At 62.9% G+C, this 21225-nt stretch carries 19 protein-coding genes; 12 read left to right on the top strand and 7 right to left on the bottom strand.

The window, feature by feature from the left end; translation table 11 throughout:
- Positions 1-1128 carry a sugar ABC transporter substrate-binding protein gene (locus AC0L2U_RS20355; RefSeq protein WP_127398449.1) on the bottom strand — a complete coding sequence of 376 codons (1128 nt, stop codon included), beginning with the start codon at positions 1126-1128 and terminating at the stop codon, positions 1-3.
- Positions 1129-1347: 219 nt separating this feature from the next.
- Here AC0L2U_RS20355 and AC0L2U_RS20360 point away from each other — a divergent pair, with 219 nt between their 5' ends.
- From AC0L2U_RS20360 to apnL, 8 genes are all read left to right on the top strand, one after another.
- Positions 1348-2022: a GntR family transcriptional regulator gene (locus AC0L2U_RS20360; protein ID WP_013533053.1), complete on the top strand. Its 675-nt coding sequence runs from the start codon at positions 1348-1350 to the stop codon at positions 2020-2022.
- A 232-nt stretch (positions 2023-2254) separates the two neighbouring features.
- Positions 2255-3082, top strand: coding sequence for a phosphogluconate dehydrogenase C-terminal domain-containing protein (locus AC0L2U_RS20365; RefSeq protein ID WP_473602560.1), 828 nt, complete (start codon positions 2255-2257; stop codon positions 3080-3082).
- A gap of 328 nt (positions 3083-3410) precedes the next feature.
- Positions 3411-4352, top strand: coding sequence for a D-ribose ABC transporter substrate-binding protein (locus tag AC0L2U_RS20370; RefSeq protein WP_127269049.1), 942 nt, complete (start codon positions 3411-3413; stop codon positions 4350-4352).
- 95 nt (positions 4353-4447) lie between these two features.
- The gene (locus AC0L2U_RS20375) at positions 4448-5092 is read left to right on the top strand and encodes a DUF2291 family protein (RefSeq protein ID WP_127398397.1); all 645 of its coding nucleotides are present in this window, start codon (positions 4448-4450) and stop codon (positions 5090-5092) included.
- The gene (locus AC0L2U_RS20380; protein ID WP_128287367.1) at positions 5089-6645 is read left to right on the top strand and encodes a sugar ABC transporter ATP-binding protein; all 1557 of its coding nucleotides are present in this window, start codon (positions 5089-5091) and stop codon (positions 6643-6645) included. Before AC0L2U_RS20375 ends, AC0L2U_RS20380 begins: the two co-directional genes overlap by 4 nt.
- A complete protein-coding gene (locus AC0L2U_RS20385) occupies positions 6638-7702 on the top strand; it encodes an ABC transporter permease (protein WP_027036223.1) in 1065 nt (354 codons plus the stop codon). Before AC0L2U_RS20380 ends, AC0L2U_RS20385 begins: the two co-directional genes overlap by 8 nt.
- A gap of 2 nt (positions 7703-7704) precedes the next feature.
- Positions 7705-8739, top strand: coding sequence for a Gfo/Idh/MocA family protein (locus AC0L2U_RS20390; RefSeq protein ID WP_128287368.1), 1035 nt, complete (start codon positions 7705-7707; stop codon positions 8737-8739).
- Positions 8736-10574, top strand: a complete 1839-nt coding sequence (gene apnL, locus AC0L2U_RS20395; RefSeq protein WP_127811160.1) for a D-apionate lactonase — start codon at positions 8736-8738, stop codon at positions 10572-10574. The genes AC0L2U_RS20390 and apnL overlap by 4 nt, the downstream gene beginning before the upstream one ends.
- A 10-nt stretch (positions 10575-10584) precedes the next feature.
- On the opposite strand, the gene AC0L2U_RS20400 is transcribed toward apnL, so the two are convergent.
- Complete coding sequence (locus AC0L2U_RS20400) at positions 10585-11298, bottom strand: transcriptional regulator NanR (RefSeq protein ID WP_023808899.1); 714 nt, start codon at positions 11296-11298, stop codon at positions 10585-10587.
- Between the two features lie 174 nt (positions 11299-11472).
- Here AC0L2U_RS20400 and oiaX point away from each other — a divergent pair, with 174 nt between their 5' ends.
- The 4 genes from oiaX (at position 11473) to dhaL (ending at position 15869) form a co-directional block, all read left to right on the top strand.
- Positions 11473-12723 carry a 3-oxo-isoapionate-4-phosphate decarboxylase OiaX gene (gene oiaX, locus AC0L2U_RS20405; protein ID WP_127811161.1) on the top strand — a complete coding sequence of 417 codons (1251 nt, stop codon included), beginning with the start codon at positions 11473-11475 and terminating at the stop codon, positions 12721-12723.
- 4 nt (positions 12724-12727) lie between these two features.
- Complete coding sequence (locus AC0L2U_RS20410) at positions 12728-14062, top strand: four-carbon acid sugar kinase family protein (RefSeq protein ID WP_127811162.1); 1335 nt, start codon at positions 12728-12730, stop codon at positions 14060-14062.
- A gap of 130 nt (positions 14063-14192) precedes the next feature.
- The gene (locus tag AC0L2U_RS20415; protein WP_127395895.1) at positions 14193-15200 is read left to right on the top strand and encodes a dihydroxyacetone kinase subunit DhaK; all 1008 of its coding nucleotides are present in this window, start codon (positions 14193-14195) and stop codon (positions 15198-15200) included.
- Between the two features lie 27 nt (positions 15201-15227).
- Entirely contained in the window at positions 15228-15869 is a 642-nt protein-coding gene (dhaL, locus tag AC0L2U_RS20420) for a dihydroxyacetone kinase subunit DhaL (RefSeq protein WP_127269792.1), read from the top strand.
- A 25-nt stretch (positions 15870-15894) separates the two neighbouring features.
- On the opposite strand, the gene derI is transcribed toward dhaL, so the two are convergent.
- Genes derI through AC0L2U_RS20445 form a run of 5 tightly spaced genes read right to left on the bottom strand, consistent with a single transcriptional unit; the run spans position 15895 to position 21202 of the window.
- Complete coding sequence (gene derI, locus AC0L2U_RS20425; RefSeq protein ID WP_013533067.1) at positions 15895-16332, bottom strand: D-erythrulose-4-phosphate isomerase; 438 nt, start codon at positions 16330-16332, stop codon at positions 15895-15897.
- 33 nt (positions 16333-16365) lie between these two features.
- Positions 16366-17133: a triose-phosphate isomerase gene (locus tag AC0L2U_RS20430; protein WP_128287370.1), complete on the bottom strand. Its 768-nt coding sequence runs from the start codon at positions 17131-17133 to the stop codon at positions 16366-16368.
- Between the two features lie 57 nt (positions 17134-17190).
- Positions 17191-18129: a sugar phosphate isomerase/epimerase family protein gene (locus AC0L2U_RS20435; RefSeq protein WP_127811165.1), complete on the bottom strand. Its 939-nt coding sequence runs from the start codon at positions 18127-18129 to the stop codon at positions 17191-17193.
- Positions 18129-19646, bottom strand: a complete 1518-nt coding sequence (locus AC0L2U_RS20440) for a glycerol-3-phosphate dehydrogenase (protein WP_127811166.1) — start codon at positions 19644-19646, stop codon at positions 18129-18131. Before AC0L2U_RS20440 ends, AC0L2U_RS20435 begins: the two co-directional genes overlap by 1 nt.
- Complete coding sequence (locus AC0L2U_RS20445; protein ID WP_128287371.1) at positions 19643-21202, bottom strand: FGGY-family carbohydrate kinase; 1560 nt, start codon at positions 21200-21202, stop codon at positions 19643-19645. Before AC0L2U_RS20445 ends, AC0L2U_RS20440 begins: the two co-directional genes overlap by 4 nt.
- Between the last annotated feature and the right edge of the window lie 23 nt (positions 21203-21225).

Raw genomic sequence — 21225 nt, forward strand, 5'->3', positions numbered from 1 at the left:
TTAGTTCTCCGGTTGTCCGACGAGGGCAGCATTAAGGCCGACCTCGGGTGTCTGGTCCGAGAAGATCGAGGCAAACCAGCCCGGATTGGAGACCAGCGACGGCTTGAAGGCGTTGCAGCCGGCCTTCATCTCCGCCCATGTGCCTTCGTCGCACAGCTTGATCGTCTCATTGGTGACGACCGGCAGCGGCAGGATGGTGGTTTTCGGCACGTCCTTGCCTTCGATCGCCTCGACGGCAAGCTTCAGCGCCAGCGCACCCGAATAAGGCGGCGAGGCATAGGAAATGCGTTGTGCGCCGGCCGGCGCGTAGGGCGGGGCCGCACCTTCGACTGCGGTGCCCTCCGGCAGCATCTGGATGCGGCCGCCATTGGAGCCCTCACCGGCACAAGGCAGGAGTTCGCTGGTCTTCTTGCCGGCCTCGAGCTGCATCGAGTTGGCGGTGAAGCAGCCGACCTGCATCCACAGCCCGTTGATGTCGTCCCAATTGCGGGTGGCCAGGATTTTCGAAAGCTCGGTGCGGGCGACCGCCTGGCTCCACATGCCGACAGCCTCACCGACGATCTTGATATCAGGATATTTGGCGAAGACTTCCTTGGCGGCTTTTGTCCGCTGATCGTCAACGGATGTTCCCGGGACACCCGTGATGGCGATGATGTTGCCCTTGCCGTTGAGCTTCTTGACCAGCCATTCGGCGGTCACCCTGCCGGCTTCCAGCTGGTCGATGTGGACGTTGTAGGCGCAAGGCTCGGTGATCTCGGCGTCGTAGGCAAAGACCTTCACGCCCTTGTCGCAGGCATTCTTGACGACCTGGTTGAGCGCGGTCGGCGAGATCGGATATACGACGATGGCCTCGGCGCCGCTTTGCACCATTGCGTTGATCTGCTGAATCTGGCGTTGCGCGTTGGGGCCAGCGACCTGGACCTGCAGGTCGACCTTGTCGGCCAGGCTCTTGTGGGCGGCCATGGCCTTGACCATGTTGGCCGCCTCCGCCTGCCAATCATTGCCGATGTAGCTCATGCTGAGAAAGATCTTGTGCTTCTCGGCTGCCTGCGCGGCGGACAGGCCGAAGGCGCATGCAGCCATCCCAGCCAGCAGCGCGAGCCGCCGGACTTTCGATCCGATACCCATGTGAAACTCCTCCCAAACAGAACGACCGAATGCCTCCCAAGGGCACAAAACGTAACCCTTGCCATTCGATGCCAGCGACCGTAACATGGTTCGATCAAATATCAATGATGAAATCGTTTATATCAAAACGGGCTATGTCGGCGGCTTGACGTGGCACCACGAACCTTGCATTCCCAGACAAGCAATAGTGTCGCCCTTGGGCGGGAAGGTTGACCGGAGATGGCTGGATCGGCGTTCAGGAAGCCTGGTGTCGAGATCATTCCACTGTCCAAGGAAACTCTGCAGGACCGGGTCTACAATCAGGTCACCGAACTGATCCTCGACGGCAGCATCGTACCGGGCGAGATGGTCACGGTTCAGAGCCTCGCCGACGCCTTTGGCGTCAGCCCGATGCCGGTCAGGGAAGCGCTGCGGCGCCTGACGGCAGCCAACGCGCTCACTGTGGTATCCGGACGCTCCATTGGTATTCCGGCGCTCAGCCGCGAGCGGCTCACCGATTTGCGCAATGTACGTTTTGAGATAGAGGCCATCGCCGCCGGCTGGGCCTCACAGAACCGGAGTGATGCGGATCTTGCGATTTTCGCGCGCGATCTGGACTCGCTGGAACGCGCGAATGGCGCGGACGACGTAAAGGCCTATCTCAGAGCGAATTACACCTTCCACTTCGCAATCTACCGAGCAGCGGGATCCGAAACCCTGCTCAAGATCATCAAGGATCTATGGCTGCAGATCAGCCCCTATTTCAATATGCTGCATGGGTCCTACTCGACCGCGAACACATACCATCAACAGATGTTTGCGGCCCTGCGCGACCGGGACGAGCAGGCAGTTCAGGCGGCGGTTCGCGGCGATATCGATGCGGCTTTCGACATGCTGGTCGATCTTTTGAAGTAGCGCCCGGCCCGGCCTCCGACCCCTATCACATGCCTCCTATTTCTGGGGATGGCAGAGCAGCACTCATGCGCACTCAGCGGGCAAGCGCGCTGGAGCTTGCCGGCGGCAGCCGATGACGCGGCGAACGCACGCATGGTCATTATCGGATTGCCAAAATCTGGTAGCGTGATTATACCAGTTGATCAGTTGACGACGGGCGGTGCCGTCGGCGAAGAACAGGAGTGGTGACCAGATGACAACGATTGCGCTGTTCGGGGCTGGCGGGAAAATGGGCTACCGCCTGTCGACCAATTTTCGCGGGTCGCCCTACACGATACGCCATGTCGAGGTCAGCGATGCCGGCCGCGAACGGCTGAAGACCGGACTGGGTTTCGATACGGTCAGTGCCGACGAGGCGCTCAAGGACGCCGATGTGGTGATCCTGGCCGTCCCCGACACGCATATCGGCAAGGTCGCGGCCAGCATCGAGAGCAAGCTGGCGCCAGGCACGATGGTGGTGGTGCTCGACGCGGCGGCACCCTTTGCCGGCCATCTGCCGAAGCGGCCGGACCTCACCTATTTCGTTACCCACCCCTGCCATCCGCCGATCTTCAATGACGAGACCGACATGGCCGCCAAGAAGGACTATTTCGGCGGCGTCAAGGCCAAGCAACATATGGTCAGCGCCCTGATGCAGGGGCCGGAAGAGGATTACGCCAAGGGCGAGGCGATTGCGAAAATCATCTGGGCGCCGGTCATGCGCTCGCACCGCGTCACCGTCGACCAGATGGCGCTCCTCGAGCCTGGCCTTTCAGAGACGGTGTGCGCCTCGTTGCTGGTCGTCATGAAGGAAGCCGTCGACGAGGTCGTGGCGCGCGGCGTCGACCAGCAGGCGGCACTCGACTTCCTGCTCGGCCATATGAACGTGCTCGGTGCCGTCATTTTCGGCGAGACCAAGGGCGTTTTCTCGGACGCCTGCAACAAGGCGATCGAGTTCGGCAAGCCGGTGCTGATGCGTGACGACTGGAAGCGCGTGTTCGAGCCCGAAGAGATCGCCGCCAGCATTCAGCGGATCACCTGAGAGACGACAGGTGCTTGACGCAGCACCTCAAGGGCCCGGCATGCCATTGCCGATCCTCGGTTTTGGTAGCTCATCAGGTACATGTCACCTGAATTTGTGGTTGACTCATCATACCAGTTGGCTTAGCTGTTCATGGCTCGGATCGACAAGGTTTCGCAGGGAGCACGATGCCTGGGCAAGTGGAGGATGGCTGGGGAGCAACGATCCGTCCTGGGTAAGCCGGCAACGGTTTTCGACCCAAGCGATCCGCGGCCCGGGCTGCCTGACGAATTCGGATGCAGACAAAGCCATTGGCCGATCAAGGCAATTTTTCAAACGGGAGGACTTCATGAAACTCACACGCAGAATGACGCTTGCGGCTTTCGCCGGCATGCTGGCGCTTGGCACGGCAGTGCCCGCCTATGCGGCGGATCTCATCGCCATTATCACGCCCTCACACGACAATCCGTTCTTCAAGGCGGAAGCCGTCGGCGCGGAAGCCAAGGCCAAGGAACTCGGCTATGAGGCGCTGGTGCTGGTCCATGACGACGACGCCAACAAGCAGTCCGAGCTGATCGACACCGCGATCGGCCGCGGTGCCAAGGCGATCATCCTCGACAATGCCGGCGCGGACGCCACCGTCGCCGCCGTGCAGAAGGCCAAGGATGCGGGCATTCCGTCCTTCCTGATCGACCGCGAGATCAACGCCACCGGCGTGGCCGTGGCGCAGATCGTCTCCAACAACTACCAGGGCGCCCAGCTCGGCGCGCAGGAATTCGTCAAGCTGATGGGCGAGAAGGGCAATTTCGTCGAACTGGTCGGCAAGGAATCCGACACCAATGCCGGCATTCGTTCCAAGGGTTATCACGACGTCATCGATGACTATCCGGACCTGAAGATGGTTGCCCAGCAGTCGGCCAACTGGAGCCAGACGGAAGCCTATTCCAAGATGGAATCGATCCTGCAGGCCAACCCCGACATCAAGGGCGTGATCTCCGGCAACGATACGATGGCGATGGGCGCCTATGCGGCACTTGCCGCGGCGAACCGCAAGGACGTCATCGTCGTCGGCTTCGACGGATCGAACGACGTACGGGACTCCATCGCGTCGGGCGGTATCAAGGCAACCGTGCTGCAGCCGGCCTTCGCGCAGGCGCAGATGGCGGTCGAGCAGGCCAACGACTTCATCAAGAACAAGAAGTCGCCGGCCAAGGAAAAGCAGTTGATGGACTGCGTTCTGATCAATGGCGACAATGCCGCCAAGCTGGAGACCTTCGCGCTGACGAACTGAGCCAGCGTGATTTCAATAGCGAGGGGCGAACATCGGTTTTCGCCCCTCGCCGCCATTTTCCGTGGGCCGCCCACGATGCTGAACGACAGGCCGCCATGCTGAACACCAAGCCGAACTGGCCGACCCTTACCGTAATGGTCGGCATCAGCCTGACCGCCTGCAAGATCCTGCCTACGAAATCGGAAGCCGGAGACAACGCTCCCGCCTTCAATCCAGACAAGATGGTCGAAGAGACATGGGCGGCAAAGGTCGTGCCCTATCTCCAGCAGAAAGCCGGACCGTTTGCGCAGGTTCACACCCTGGCGACAACCGATCCATCGGCTGCCGGCGCCAAATACGGCAATCCGAACAAGCAGGCGAATTCGCCTTGGACTTTCGCGGTTCGCCTGGAAGGCAAGATCGTCGCGGCCAACACGCAGTCGCGGGCAGCAACCGTCGACGTCGATGTCGACGGCGACGGCAAAGCCGATGCACGAGTGCAGATCGGACCGGCGGTGCGCGGTACCGCGCTGCGCGACAGCCTGGACTTCATCCAGTTCAACGACTTCACCAACCAGATCGACTTCGCCCAGTTCGGCAAGGCGTTCAACGCTTATGCCGACAAGACGGTGCTCTCCAAGCTGCCACGCGATGCGCTGCAAGGCCGCAGCGCCAAGGTGCTCGGCGCCTATACGCTGGGGAGCGGCCAGGACCTGCCGCTGGTGACGCCGGCGGAGGCAGAGATCGGGCCGAAGCCATGAGCGCGACAACTGAGCGCGAAATCATCCTGAAGCTCGAGGACGTCTCCAAGGTCTATTCCGGCACCGTTGCGGTCAAGCGCGCCAATTTCGAGGTGCGCAAGGGCGCGGTCAACGTGCTGGTCGGTGAAAACGGCGCCGGCAAGTCGACGCTGATGAAGATCATCGCCGGTGTCGAACGGCCGACCGCCGGCCGCATCCTGCTGGAAGGTAAAGAGGTTTCCTTCTCCTCGTCCGCGGACGCGGTGAACCGCGGCATCGGCATGGTGTTCCAGGAGCTGAACCTGTTCGGCAATATGAGCGTCGCCGAGAATATTTTCGCCACCCGGGAGATCACCAACCGCTTCGGCAAGATCGACCGCGAGCAACAGGAAAACCGCGCTGCGGAATTTCTGGAACGCCTGCAAGCCGGCATACGGCCAGACATGCTGGTTGAGGATCTGCGCATCGGTCAGCAGCAGCTGGTCGAGATCGCCAAGGCGGTCTCGCTCGACGCGCGCATCCTGATCATGGACGAGCCGACCTCGGCGCTGAGCGCTGCGGAAGTCGAGATCCTGTTCAAGGTGATCGCCGACCTCAAGGCACGCGGCGTGGCGATCGTTTATATCTCGCACCGGCTCGAAGAGCTGATCCGCATCGGCGACTACATCACCGTGCTGCGTGACGGCCGCATCACCGGCCAGGAAGAGATGAAGAACGTCGACACGCAATGGATCGTTCGCCAGATGATCGGCTCCGACGCCAAGGACTTCGCCAAGGCCGACGGCCATCTTCCGGGAGAAGAGATTTTTCGTGCCGAGGAGATCTGCCTGCCCCGCGCCACCGGCGGACTTGCCGTCGACCATGTCTCACTGTCGCTGCGTGCCGGCGAGATCCTCGGCATTTACGGCCTGATGGGCGCCGGGCGCAGCGAGCTGTTCGACTGCATCATGGGCCGTCACGGCCATTCGACGGGCGAGATCTTCATTGGCGGTATAAAGGTCAAGGAGCGCGATACGACGCGGCGCATCCGGCGTGGCCTGGCATTGATCCCCGAAGACCGTCAGCGCGAAGGGCTGGTCTCGATCCTCTCGGTCGCCAGCAATTTGACGCTGGCCAGCCTGTTGCGATTTGCCCGCCTGTTCCATATCCGTGGCGCCGACGAAAGGCAGGCGGTGACGCAGACGGTGCGGGAGCTGGCGATCAAGGTCGCCGACCCGGCGCAGGAGGTGTCGTCGCTGTCGGGTGGCAACCAGCAGAAAGTGGTGATCGGCAAGGCGCTGCTCACCGAACCCAAGGTGCTGCTGATGGACGAGCCCAGCCGAGGCATCGATGTCGGCGCCAAGGCCGACGTCTTCCGCACCATGCGCAAACTGTCCCGCGACGGTTTGGGGATTTTGTTCGCGACCTCGGATCTCGACGAGGTCATGGCGCTGTCCGACCGCATCGCGGTGATGAGCAACGGAAAACTGACCGGCATGTTCGACCGCGCCGAAGCGACGGAGGCGGCACTCGTGGCTGCATCCGCGCTTGGCCACGGACCGGCCCCACGCACGGAGAGCACCGCCCATGACTGACATCCCAGCCAAGGCGGCCGCTCCCTCCACTTCCAGCGGCTCGGTGCTGCTGACCGTGATGAAGCTTCGGACGTTCATCGCGCTGATCGCCGTGCTGATCTTCTTCTCGATCGCGGCGCCGAATTTCCTGTCGACCGCCAATCTGATCCTGATGTCGAAGCACGTGGCGCTGAACGCATTCCTGGCGATGGGCATGACCTTCGTCATCATCACTGGCGGCATCGACCTTTCGGTCGGCTCGATCGTCGGCCTGTGCGGTATGGTGGCCGGCTATCTCGTGCTCAACGGCATCGACCTGCAGATCGGCTACACCATCTATTTCAACGTCTTCGAGATCGCGCTGATCACACTGGCCGTCGGCATATTGATCGGCGCCGTCAACGGATTGCTGATCACCAGGCTGAACGTTGCACCGTTCATCGCCACGCTCGGCGTGCTCTATGTCGCGCGCGGGCTGGCGCTGCTGTCGTCGGATGGCCGCACGTTCCCCAACCTAGTCGGCAAGCCGGAACTGGGAACCACCGGCTTCGGTTTCCTCGGCGCCGGCCGGCTGCTCGGCCTGCCGGTGGCGATCTGGATCCTGATCGTCGTTGCGCTGGGAGCCGCCTATCTCGCCAAATACACGCCGCTCGGCCGCCACATCTTCGCTGTCGGCGGCAATGAACGGGCGTCGCGGATTTCGGGCGTCCGTGTCAACATGGTGAAGATGTTCGTCTATATGTTCTCCGGTTTCTGCGCGGCGATCGTCGGCCTGATCATCTCGTCCGAGCTGATGGCTTCGCATCCGGCGACAGGCGAAAGTTTCGAGCTCAACGCCATTGCGGCGGCGGTGCTCGGCGGTACCTCGATGTCGGGTGGGCGCGGCACGATCGGCGGCACTATCGTCGGCGCGTTCGTCATCGGCATTCTTTCGGACGGGTTGGTGATGATGGGTGTGAGTTCGTTCTGGCAAATGGTCATCAAGGGTCTCGTCATCATCGTTGCCGTCGTCGTCGACCAGGCGCAGCGCCGGCTGCAAAGCCGGGTGACGCTGATGCAGATGGCAAAGGCAGGCTGAGCATGGCGGAGCTGCGGGGAGCGCTGATCGGCTGCGGCTTCTTTGCCGTCAACCAGATGCATGCCTGGCGCGACATAGCGGGCGCCTCGATCGTCGCCATCTGCGACCGTGACCCGGAACGGTTGCGGATCGTCGACGACCAATTCGGCATTGCGAAGCGCTATACCGATGCGGCGGAACTTTTTGCCGGCGAAAGCCTCGACTTCGTCGATATCGCCACCACCGCGCCCAGCCATCGTCCGCTGGTCGAAATGGCGGCCGCCCACGGCGTTCCGGTGATCTGCCAAAAGCCGTTCGCGCCGACGCTGGCCGACGCCAAGGCCATGGTCCGGGCATGCGCGCAAGCAGGCGTGCCGCTGATGGTGCATGAGAATTTTCGCTGGCAGTCGCCGATCCAAGCGGTGCGCGCCGTGCTCGACAGCGGCGAGATCGGCACGTCTTTCTTCGGGCGCATCTCCTTCCGCTCCGCCTATGACGTGTTTTCCGGCCAACCCTATCTGGCGACCGGAAAGCGTTTCATCATCGAGGATCTCGGCATCCATGTCCTCGACATCGCCCGTTTCCTGCTCGGCGACGTCTCGACCATCACGACGCGAACCGCCCGCATCAATCCTAGTATCGCGGGCGAGGATGTGGCGACCATGCTGATGGACCACAAGAGCGGCGCGACCTCCGTGGTCGATTGCAGCTACGCAACGAAGCTCGCCACGGAGCCGTTTCCCGAAACGCTGATCGAGATCGATGGCAGCGACGGCACGATCCGCCTGGCGCAGGGATACCGGCTGACCGTCACCGGCAAGAACGGCACGGTCGTCACCGACGTCTCGCCGCCGCTGCTGCCATGGGCGTCGCGTCCTTGGCACAACATCCAGGAAAGCGTTGTCGCCATCCAGCAGCACTGGGTAGACTGCCTGGCAAAGGGGATCGAACCGGCGACCTCGGGAGCGGACAATCTCAAAACGTTCGCGCTGGTCGAGGCGGCTTACGCCGGTGCCGCGAGCCGGCAACCGGTGCAACTCGACGCCTTGCTGAAATGACCGACGACGCCTTCCTGCTCTACGGCACGCGTACGGTCGAAGCCGAGCCGGTCAGGCTGCGCGCGGGCGCGCTTAGCGCCGACTTCGTCAACGGCAACCTGCGCACCATCCGCCATGGCGGCACCGAAGTGCTGCGCGCCGTCGCCTATATCGTGCGTGACCGCGACTGGGGCACCTATGAGCCAAATTTGATGGACCTGATCATCGACCAGGCTGCCGACGCTTTTTCGGTCAGCTATTCGGCAAGCTGCCTGGCCCCCGATGGAACCCGGCTCGGCTTCCGCGCCACCATCAAAGGCTCCGCCGATGGCCGTCTGGTCTTCGAGGTCAGCGCCCTTCCCGAGAGCGATTTCGAAACCAACCGCTGCGGCTTCTGCATCCTTCACCCGATCGCCGACCTCGCCGGCAGCCCGGTCAAGGTCGAGCATACGGACGGCAGCGTGGAGGCGACAAAGCTTCCCGAACTGATAGACCCCTGGCAGCCTTTCAAGGATATCCGCGCCATCACCCATCAGGTTCGGCCTGGCGTCACCGCCGAATGCCGGATGGAAGGCGATACTTTCGAAATGGAGGACCAGCGCAACTGGTCGGACGCCTCCTACAAGACCTATGTGCGACCGCTGGCGCTGCCCTGGCCCTATGTGCTGCCTGCCGGCCAAACCCTGCGCCAGACGATCAGCCTGCGCATCGCAGGTGAAGGCAAAGCGCCGGCTGCCGCCGTGGCCAGCGAACCGGTCCGCGTCGAACTCGGCGAAGCAGGGCCAACGCTGCCGGATGTCGGCGTGGTCATCTATCCCGAAGATGTCGAGACGGCACTGGCGAACCTCTCCACGCTGACGACACTCGGCCCACAACAGCTGCTGTTTCACTACGATCCGACGCGCGGCCACGGGCTCGACGCCTTGCGCGCTTTCGCCCGGCTCGCAAATGCCCACGCTGCCGCAACGACCCTCGAATGCGTCGTTGTGTGCGCCGGCGATCTTGACGCCGAGATGTCAGGTGTCGCCGACCTGGTGCGCCAGGCCGGGCTAAAACTCTCGGCCATTGCCGTGTCGCCTTCGGTCGACCGGCAGTCGACACCGCCGGGCAGCACGTGGCCGGACTGTCCGCCGCTCGAGGACGTTTACGCGGCCGCGCGGCGCGCCTTTCCGGATATCCGCCTCGGCGGCGGCATGTTCAGCTACTTCACCGAACTCAACCGCAAGCGCGTGCCGGCGGACCAGCTCGATTTCATCACCCATTGTACTTGCCCGATCGTGCATGCCGCCGACGATCTCAGCATCATGCAATCGCTGGAGGCGCTGCCTTTCATCACCCGATCGGCGCGGGCGATCTTCGGGGCAAAGCCCTATCGGATCGGCCCGTCGACGATTGCCATGCGCCAGAACCCCTATGGCAGCGCGACCAAGCCCAATCCCGGGGGACAGCGCGTTGCCATGGCCGACAGCGATCCTCGCCACACCGGTCAGTTCGCTGCTGCATGGACGATCGGCTATGCCGCGCGTGTCGCACCGGTCGGACTGGAGATGTTGACACTTTCCAGCTTCACTGGACCTTTCGGCGTGCTCGCTTCATCAGGGGAACCTGTCGCGGAAGGATCACACCGGCCAATCTTCCAGCCCATCAAGGGGCTTTGCGAGCTGGCCGGCCTTGCGCATGTGTCGGCAAGGACGAGCGATGAAACCAAGGTGCTGGCGCTGGCCGGGCGCTCCGCCTCGGGCAAGACAATCGCGTGGCTGGCGAACCTGACGGCGGAAGACGTGCAGGTCGACATTTCAGCTTTTGGCCGAGGCCAGGTCGCAATGACGCCTTACGCGATCGTTCGGATCGGCTGAACCGCCGAGATCATTTTTCAGAATTCATCACATAGAGCGCGCGCGAGCGTTCGAGATGCTTGATCATCGCCTTCTCGGCGCCATCGGCATCCTTCTTCTCGATGCGGCCGATGATCTCTTCGTGCTCGGTCAGCGTGAACTTTTCCTTGCCGGTCCAGATCAGCATTTCGGTGTGGTATTCCTTCAGCCAGCCCAGCATCGCCTCGCTGACGGCAACATAGATCGGGTTACCGGAGATCGCGGCGATCTGCGTATGGAATTTCATGTCGGCGGAGATGAAGGCTTCGGAATCACCGCGAAAGCCGCGCTGTTCGGCAACAGTGGCCCGCAGCCGCTGCACATCCTCAGCGGTGGCCTTCTCGGCGGCTTCCCGAACCATGCCGCGCTCGAAGAAGATGCGCGCGGTCTTCAGGTGCTCAAGCGTGTCCTTCGACGACGACAGAATGATCTTGGCGGCGCCGTCGACCTGCTTGATGATCGACTTGGCGGTGAGTTGCAGCACCTTGGCGCGTTCGCCATGCGAGATCGCCACCAGGCCCATATTGCTCAGCGCCTGCATCGCCTCGCGAATCGCCGGCCTGCCGACCTCGAAGCGCTCCATCAGTTCACGCTCCGACGGCATGTCGTCGCCCGGCATCAGCTCGCCGCTGGTGATCAGGCGTTTCAGCCGCAAGAAGACCTCATCGGAAAGCTTGCGCCGGACAATCGGTTCCGAACGGTTCATCGTCGCGAATCACTCCCTTGACCCGGCCTTATCTAACACTGCCGCCACAATTCCCGGAATTGCCGTCTGTCGATCCCTCTGCCGGATATGACTTGCAATACTTATGTACTCATTATACCAGATTTGAAACACCGGTGAACCTTTTTCGAACGCCTCGGCTTGAGACAGCGGACCATGATCACGCTCACCTACCGCATCGAAACGCCTGGAAGCATCGAAGTCCTGGCGGCCAAGATCGCCAGCGATCAGTCGACCGGCACCTTCGTCGCGCTGCCCGGCGAGACCGAGGAACTGAAAGCCCGGGTGGCGGCGCGCGTGCTGGCGATACGGCCTCTGGCCGATGCCGAGCGGCCGTCGCTTCCCGACAGCGGCAACGGGCCGTTCAGGCGCGCCGATGTCGATATCGCCTTTCCATTCGATGCCATCGGCACCGACCTTTCGGCACTGATGACCATTGCCATCGGCGGCACCTATTCAATCAAGGGCCTCACCGGGATTCGCATCGTCGACATGAAATTGCCGGAGGAGTATCGCGGCGCGCATCCCGGCCCCCAGTTCGGTGTCGCCGGCAGCCGTCGGCTGACCAATGTGACGGATCGTCCGATCATCGGCACCATCGTCAAGCCGGCGCTGGGCTTGCGGCCACATGAGACGGCGGCAATGGTGGCGGAACTGATCGCCGCCGGTGTCGACTTCATCAAGGACGACGAGAAGCTGATGAGCCCGGCCTATTCGCCCCTGTCGGAACGAGTGAAGGCGATCGTGCCGCTGATCCTCGACCACGAGCAGAAGACCGGCAAGAAGGTGATGTATGCCTTCGGCATCTCGCATGCCGACCCCGATGAGATGATGCGCAACCACGATATGGTGGCGAAGGCTGGCGGCAATTGCGCTGTTATCAACATCAATTCGATCGGCTTCGGTGGCATGGCGTTCCTGAGGAAGCGCTCCAGTCTGGTGCTGCATGCTCACCGCAACGGCTGGGACATCCTCACCCGGCACCCCGGGCTAGGCATGGACTTCAAGGTCTGGCAGCAATTCTGGCGACTGCTCGGCGTCGACCAATTCCAGATCAACGGCATCGCCTCGAAATACTGGGAACCGGATGATTCTTTCGTCGAATCGTTCAAGGCGGTGACGACACCGATCTTTTCACCCGAGGACTGCGCCTTGCCGGTGGCGGGCTCTGGCCAGTGGGGCGGCCAGGCTCCTGAGACATATGCGCGGACCGGCCGGACGGTCGATCTTCTCTATCTCTGCGGCGGCGGCATCGTCAGCCATCCGGACGGGCCGGGCGCCGGCGTGCGTGCCGTGCAGCAAGCCTGGCAAGCGGCGGTCGACGGCATTCCGCTGGCGGACTTTGCCCTGAACCATCCCGAACTGGCGCGGTCGATCGAAAAATTCGGCGACGACAAGGCAGGCTGAAGCCATGCAGGACCTGCTTCTCAGCTATTATGGCGACGACCTGACCGGCTCGACCGATGTCATGGAGGCGCTCGAACTCGGCGGCGTGCCGACAGTGCTGTTCATGCGCCAGCCGGACGCGGCCCTGCTGTCCCGGTTTGGCCATTGCCGGGCGATCGGACTGGCCGGCACCAGCCGCAGCGAGACGCCGCAATGGATGGACACGCATTTGCGCGATGCCTTTGCCTGGCTGAAGACGCTGAACGCCGAGATTTGCCACTACAAGGTCTGCTCGACCTTCGATTCCAGCCCGACGATCGGCAGCATCGGCCGGGCCATCGAGATCGGCCGCTCGGTGTTCGCGCAAGCCAGCGTGCCGCTGCTGGTCGGCGCGCCGCAGCTCAAGCGCTACACCACCTTCGGGCACCTGTTCGCCGCCTATCGCGACCAATATTTCCGCATCGACCGCCACCCGGTGATGAGCCGCCACCCGACGACGCCGATGGATGAGTCGGATTTGCTGATCCATCTGTCGCGGCAGACGGCGCTGAGCTCGGGGCTGGTCGACCTTGCGACGCTGCAGTCCGCGTCGCGGTCGGCGGCGTTCGATCGGCTGACCGGAAACGGCACCCCCATCGTGCTTGTCGATGTCGACAATCTGGAAACGCAGGCTCTGGCCGGCAAGGAGCTGTGGCGCGTTCGCAAGCCCGGCGGTTCTTTTGTCGTCGGCTCGTCAGGGGTCGAGTATGCGTTGCTGGCCGAATGGGCGTCGAATGGCATCGTCAGCGCCGGACATGGCTTCACGCCACCGGGCGCAGCCGAGCGGATAGCCGTCGTGTCGGGAAGTTGCTCGCCGACCACCGAACGGCAGATCCAGCATGCCCTGACCGACGGTTTCGACGGCATCGAGGTCGATCCAGTCGAACTGGTTTCGGAGGCTTCGCAGCAGGCGATCGCGCGCGCAACGGCAAGCGGCCGTGCCAGTCTGCAAGCCGGGCGCAGCGTCATCCTCTACACCGCGCTTGGCCCCGATGCCGACAGGGGCGCCGAAATCGACCGGCAGGAAGGCGCCCGCCACAGGCTTGGCCGCGGACTCGGAGAAATCCTTCGCGGCCTGACGATCGAACAGAGCCTGCGGCGCGTGGTCATTGCCGGCGGCGACACGTCGAGCCATGCACTCGGCGAAATGGGTGTCGATGCCCTGACAATCCGCATGCCGCTGCCCGCTTCGCCGGGCTCGCCGCTCTGCGTTGCTCACGCGCGCGTCAAGGCGATCGACGGACTGGAGGTCGCGCTCAAGGGCGGCCAGGTCGGAACTGATCGCTATTTCTCAGCCATCCGCGACGGCCTCGGCGGTTGAAACAACTAACGCCTACGTCCAGGTGATAGCCTGCGGGAACACCTCTGCGCACGAAATGCTCCTTGCCGGGTGGAAATCCCGGTAACACCCGGTATTATCTGCGAAAATGCCGAAATCGGGAGGATGCCGGGTGCAGACCAAGAAGATCATCAATGCCGGCAACCGCGCCGTCGACGAGATGCTGGAAGGCATCCTGGCAGCGCATCCCCGCCATCTCAAAAGCGTGGACGGCAGTCCTCGCTCCATCATCGCCTGCGACGGACCGCGCCAGGGCAAGGTGGGCCTCGTCATTGGCGGCGGCTCGGGCCACGAGCCGAGCTTTCTTGGCTTCGTCGGCAAGGGATTGGCCGATGCGGCGGCCATCGGCAATGTCTTCGCCTCGCCACCGCCGGACCCGATCCTCGAATGCGCAAAGGCAGTCAGCGGCGGCGCCGGCGTGCTGTTCATGTACGGCAACTATGCCGGCGACGTGATGAATTTCGACATGGCGGCCGAGATGGCCGCCATGGACGACATCGAGGTGCGCACGGTGCTGAGCACCGACGACGTCGCCTCGGCACCGCGCGACCAGCGGCACAAGAGGCGCGGCGTCGCCGGCAATTTCTTCATCTTCAAGGCGGCCGGTGCCGCCTGCGACCGGATGCTGTCCTTCGACGAATGCGAGCGCATCGCCGGCAAGGCCAACGACCACACCTTCACCATGGGCGTGGCGCTGTCGCCCTGTTCGCTGCCGCAGACCCGCCGGCCGAATTTCGAGATCGGGCCGGACGAGATGGAGATCGGCATGGGCATCCATGGCGAGCCGGGCATCGCGCGCGAAAAGTTGAAAACAGCCGACGAGATCACCGACGAGATGCTGGACAGGATCCTCGACGAGATGGCGCCTACGCGCGGCGACAAGGTCGCGGTGCTCGTCAATTCGCTGGGCTCAACGCCGCTGATGGAACTCTACATCATGAACCGGCGCGTGAAGCAGAGGCTCGACGAGATCGGTGTGTCCATACACGCAAGCTGGGTCGGCAATTACTGCACCTCGCTCGAAATGGCAGGGGCCTCGATCACTCTGCATCGGCTGGACGGCGAGTTGCAGACGATGCTGGACCACCCCTGCGACTGCGCCATGTTTCGCGCCGGCTAAAGCCACTTCTGTGGCAAGGACTAAGACATGACGACAATCGACACCGCCCACCTTGTCGCGATGTTCGCGGCGATCGCAACCGCCATGTCTGCCGACCGGGACCGACTGTGCGCGCTTGACGGGGTTATCGGCGACGCCGACCACGGCATCGCGATGGAGCTTGGATTTTCCGCTGCACGCGATGCCGTCGCCGCACTGGATGCAGAGGCAACCGACCCGACCACCTTGCTGAACACCGCTGCCAAATCGTTCCTGAATGCCGTCGGCGCCTCCTCCGGGCCGCTCTATGCGACCGCGTTCATGCGGGGCGCGGCAGCCGTCAAGGGCAAGACGACGCTCGACGATTCGGACGTGGTCGCCCTGTTCCAGGCTATGGCCAAGGGCATTCAGGATCGCGGCAAGGCCGAGCCTGGCGAAAAGACGATGATCGATGCATGGGCGCCGGCTGCGCAGGCAGCGGGCGAAGCGCTGACCTCCGGCAAGGATCTGGCGGGCAGTCTCGAAGCTGCTGCACAAGCGGCAAACGCAGGCGCGGAGGCTACTAAGTCGATGGTCGCCACGAAAGGCCGGGCATCGCGTCTCGGCGAACGCTCGCTTGGCCACATGGACCCGGGCGCCGCCTCCGCCGTAACCGTGATCGAGGCGATGCGGGTCGCCTTGACCAGTTAACTCAGTAACGGGTTTCCCGCGTCTTTCAGCGCTTGGCGTCGAGCTTGTCGATGGCCTGCACGTTTGTGGCGGAGGGGCCATTCGGATCGAACTCCGAGGCCAACCATGCGTCGGCGATCGATTTCGCCAGTTCGGGGCCGATGACGCGGGCGCCCATGGTGATGATCTGGGCGTTGTTGGACTTGGCGGCGCGCTCAGCGGAATAGGTGTCGTGGGTCAATGCGGCGCGAATGCCCGGCACCTTGTTGGCTGAGATGCTGACGCCGATGCCGGTGCCGCAAAACAGGATGGCCCGGTCGTAATTGCCGTCCAGGATTTCGTGGCCTACCGAGGCAGCGATGTCGGCGTAGAATCCGGCCTGGCTGAGGTCGACGACCTGCAGTTCGGGTTTGGTGGCGAGATGCTTGGCGATGACGTCGAGCAGCGGCTTTCCGGCACTGTCGGCTCCGAGTGCGATCTTCATGATGATGAACTCCTTTGCTAGGTCTTTTGGCAGTCAGCGCGCGATGGCGGCCGACGCCTTTTTCAGAATGTCGATATAGCCTTCCGCTTGCCACGCCGAGCGGCCGATGAACAGGCCATCGATATGCGGCTGGCCGATGAGTTCGGCCGCGTTGCCTGGATTGACGCTGCCACCATAAAGCACAGGTGGAGCAATCGGCAGCCGGTCGGCGGCAACCTTCTTGATCAGCTGTTGCTGTTTGTCGGCATAGTCGGCGCTTGCGGGAATGCCCTTCTCGCCGATTGCCCAGACGGGCTCGTAGGCAAAGAGGATTTCCGCCTTCAGTTGATAGCCGCTCAGCTCTTGCAGCGCGCCGAGAACCTGTGCCGTCAGCACCGCCTCGGCGCGGCCTGATTCACGCTCAGCCAGCGTCTCGCCGACGCAGATCAGCGGCACGAAACCGTGCCTGACTGCGGCCGCCGTTTTCAGTCCCACAGTCGCATCCGTCTCGCCGAAATGCTCGCGGCGCTCGCTATGGCCGAGTTCGATCACATCCAGCCCGCAGTCTTTCAACATCACCGGCGAAATCTCTCCCGTCCAGGCGCCCGCGTCGGCCCAATGCATGTTCTGGGCCCCAACTTTGACGCGGGTGTCGGCCAGCGCCGCGCTGACCTGGCGCGCTGCGGTGAACGGCGGAATGACGAAAGGCTGTATTGCCGGATCGAAATCGGGCACAAAGGCCGCCAGCGCATCGGCGAACTGCAACGCCTCCGACAGCGTCTTGTTCATCTTCCAGCTCGTGCCGACCCAATATGGGGCCATTCTTCTTCTCCTTCGATACTTTTGCGGCCGAAGCCGGCTTTCGGGCGACGTATTCGCTCAAGTCCGAGGCTTGAGGCTGTCGCGGCCACTGTCGACGTAAGGCGCCCAGAAATCCACCGACTCGCGGATCATCTCGATAACCTGATGGTCGACTGGTTCCCTCTCCCTGAAGGAAAGTTCAAGGCAAATTTCATTGTCGGTTCCACCGCCCTGCCGAACCGCGTCCAGCAACTTCTGCGGCACTATGCGGCCGTCCTTGTTGTAGGCGGCCGTGAACGGCCAGTGCCCGCCCTTGTTCATGGAAGACTGCTTGATGTGGATGATCGGCGATTGCAATGGAAACGCTTTCGCCCAAGCATAGGGATCGGTATCGGCAGGATCGGCCGAGGTCACGTCGCCATGGTCGATATCCACCATCATCTTCATCGGTATGGGCAGCTTCGCCGCATCGATGGCGCCTTGCAGCGTGGCGCAGCTTTCGATCGTGTGGCCGAACTCGCGGCCGACCGACATCGGCTCCCAGAACAGGTATGTCAGACCCGCCGCCCTGGCGTGTTCGGCCACCTCGCGCCAGCATTCGAGCGCGATATCGAGAAGTGCTGCCCGCCGTTGCGGATCGTCAAAGTCCTTGTGGGTGAAGATGGCGAACTGCGTGCCCATGCCGGACGCGCCGAGATCGGCGGAAATGTCGGCGAAGGTCTTGAACCAGTCGACATAATAGCGCCGCACATCCGCATCCGGGTGGCCGAAATGGTTGAGCCGGCCATAAGGCCCCGTCATGCCGGAGGTGATCCGCACGCCGGTCCGCGAAAGTGCGCTGTTGAACAGGCGCAGGAATTTGGCAATCGTCGCCGCCGGCCAGCCCGGATTGACGAATTCATGCGTCAGCTGCACGTCGCGGATGCCGATGCCATAGGCGATCGCGTCGATCAGATCGTCTGGATCGGCGAAACGATTGACCAGCGGATTGGTGTTGAGGGAAAGCGTGAAGGCCATCAGTCTGCCGCCGCCATGATGTTATCGAACCAGTCTTCGAATCCTTTCCGCTCGGCCGCATTGAGATGCAGGCCATGTTTGGTGCGGCGTTCCAGGATATCGGCTGATGTGCCGGCCCATTCGGTCTCGACCAGGAACTTTGCCTCCCGTTCATATAAATCGGGACCGAAGCGTCGGCCGAGATCAGCCTCGCTTTGCGCGCCGGCGAGCAATTGCCGGGCGCGGGTGCCGTAGCTTCGAGCGTAGTGCTTCACCAGCGACGGGCTGAGCCACGATAACTCGGAATGCAGATCGCTCAGGAATTGCTCGAAGTCCGCATTGGGCAGGTCGCCCCCCGGCAAGGGAAATTTGGCCGTCCAGGCTTTCTTCATCGTCGGAAAGAACGGCTGGATCTTTTCCAGCGCATGTTCGGACAGCTTGCGGAAGGTGGTGATCTTGCCGCCGAACACCGAAAGCAGCGGTGCGTTGCCATTGGAGGCGTCGAGTTCGAAAATATAGTCGCGCGTCACCGCGCTTGGATTGTCGGCATTGTCGTCATAGAGCGGACGCACGCCCGAGAAACTGTAGACCACGTCCTGTGGCGTCAGTTGCCGCTTGAAATAGCGATTGACCACCTTGATCAGATAGTCGACTTCGCTGGCCTCGGCGACCACTTCCTCGGGCCTGCCTTCGTAGGGAATGTCGGTGGTGCCAATCAGCGCCAGATCGTTCTCATACGGATTGACGAAGATCACCCGCTTGTCGTTGTTCTGAATGAGATAGGCTTGCCGCCCCTCCCAGAATTTGGGCACGACGATATGGCTGCCTTTAACGAGCCGAACATTGCGCGTTGAATTCTGCCCGGCGACGCGGCTGACAATGTCGTTGACCCAGGGACCTGCCGCGTTGACCAGCGCCCGCGCCCGGACCTTCGTCACCGCACCCGTGCGACCATCCTGCATGTCGATCGACCACAGTCCGTTTTCGCGGCGGGCCGCGACACAGGCGGTGCGCGTAAGCACTCTGGCACCGCGCTGCCTGGCATCCAGGGCGTTGAGCAGCACCAGGCGCGCATCGTCGACCCAGCAGTCGGAATATTCGAAACCGCGCTTGAACTCGTCCTTGATCGGCGCGCCTTCCGGCGCAGTCTTGAGGTTCAGCGTTCTTGTCCCCGGCAGGCGTTTACGGCCGCCAAGGTGGTCGTAGAGAAACAGCCCGAGCCGGACCAGCCATGCCGGCCTGTCTTGCGGGCTGTGCGGAAGAACGAAGCGCATCGGCCAGATGATGTGCGGCGCCGCCTCAAGCAGCACCTCGCGTTCGATCAGCGCTTCGCGAACCAGCCGGAATTCATAATATTCGAGGTAGCGCAGGCCGCCATGCACCAGCTTGCCGGAGCGCGAGCTCGTGCCTTGCGCGAGATCGTCCTTTTCGCACAGGATGACGGACAGCCCGCGACCTGCCGCATCACGCGCTATGCCGGCTCCATTGACGCCGCCGCCGATCACGAAAAGATCGACGACATCTGTTGTATTGCTCAAGATCCTGCTCCTGTGCGGTGCGCCATGCCCTTCCACACCGGCCGAAGCGCCTGACGCGCTGCAACGAAGGAAGGGAAGAGGGCATCGTAGGTTTGCGAAAGCGCCTCGTCATAGGCATCGCAGTCGCCGAGAAGCGGCGTCACCCATTCGGCGGCGCAGTCTTCCATCGAGCCATAGACGCCGAGGCCGACCGCGGCCATCATCGCGGCGCCTGCCGCGCCGGCTTCCTGGCGACTGCTGGTGCGCACCTGTGCCCTTGTCGCCGCTGCGATGATGCGGCGTAGGGACGGGCTGCGCGCGGCGCCGCCCGACAGGCGGATTTCGCCCGGCACGGCGCCCATCGCCTGGTAGCAATCGCGTGCGGCGAAGGCCAGTCCCTCGAGGACGCCGCGTGCCAGATCGCCAAAGCCGTGCTTGACCGAAAGGCCGATGAAGCCAGCGCGTGCGTCAGGATCGACGAACGGTCCTCTTTCACCGGCCAGCGATATGTAGGGCTGGTAGATCAGCGAACCAGGCTCCGATGCTTCCACCCAAGCGTCGAGGGCCTTCAGCAACTCGTCATGAGAAGACTTGCCGCCAGCCGTGGCGAGCACGTCGCGCGCAAGGCCAAGCAGCCAGTCTATGTTGAGCGTCGCCGCCATGTTGGATTGCAATTGTGCAAAGGCACCCGGAATAGGCATGGCAATCGTGTAGCCGGAGCCATCGTCGTTCAGCACGACATCGTCGGGCGTGGCGGCGAAGCGCGTGTGTATGCCGGTCGAGCCGATGACCGTGCAGCCGACATTGCCCGACGGATCATAGAGGCCGGCTCCGAGCGCCGTCATGACCATATCGACGTAACCCAGCACCACCGGGGTGCCTTCGAGCAGGCCAGTCTCTGCCGCCGCCGATCGCGACAACGGATGATGGTCGGCGGTGCCTTCGAGCATGGGAGGCAACAGGCGGCGATGCGTCGTCAGATCCAGGATGTCGAGGGCTTCGTCGGAATAGGTGCGCGACCGAAAATCGCCGAAGGTGAAGGTTCCCTCGGAGGGATCCGTGGCGCGTTCGCCCGTCATTTTGAAGTAGAGCCAATCCTTGCAATGCAGTGCGGTCGCCGCCCGCTCCAGCATGTCGGAATGGTTTTTTTTCATGAAGGCAAGCTGGGCGCCTTGCTGGCAGGAATTCAGGCCCGTGCCGGTCAGCTCGAACCGCCTGCGATCCCGGGGATCGGCGCGCATCTCGTCCACCAAATGTCCGGCGCGGGCATCGAGCCACAGCCAGGCGCGCGAGACAGGCAAGCCCTCGCCATCGATCAGCCAGGTTCCGTCGCCCTGCCCGGTGATAGCAACCGCTGCGGTTCGTTGCGCGAGGTCGGGAACCTTGGCCGCGAGATCGCGAACGGTCCGCGCCATGTCGCGCCAGGTCTGGTCGAGGTCCTGCTCGGCGCCGCCGCCTTCCAGCGTGACGAAGCTGTTGGGCACCGACGTCATGGCGAGCTGCTGCCCGGACAGGTCGAAAGCGATCGATTTGATCACCGACGTTCCCGCGTCGATGCCGATCAGCAGGTCTTTCATGCCGCAAATTCCGGTTGGTTGCG

The organism is Mesorhizobium sp. WSM4808 (genome assembly GCF_055811675.1).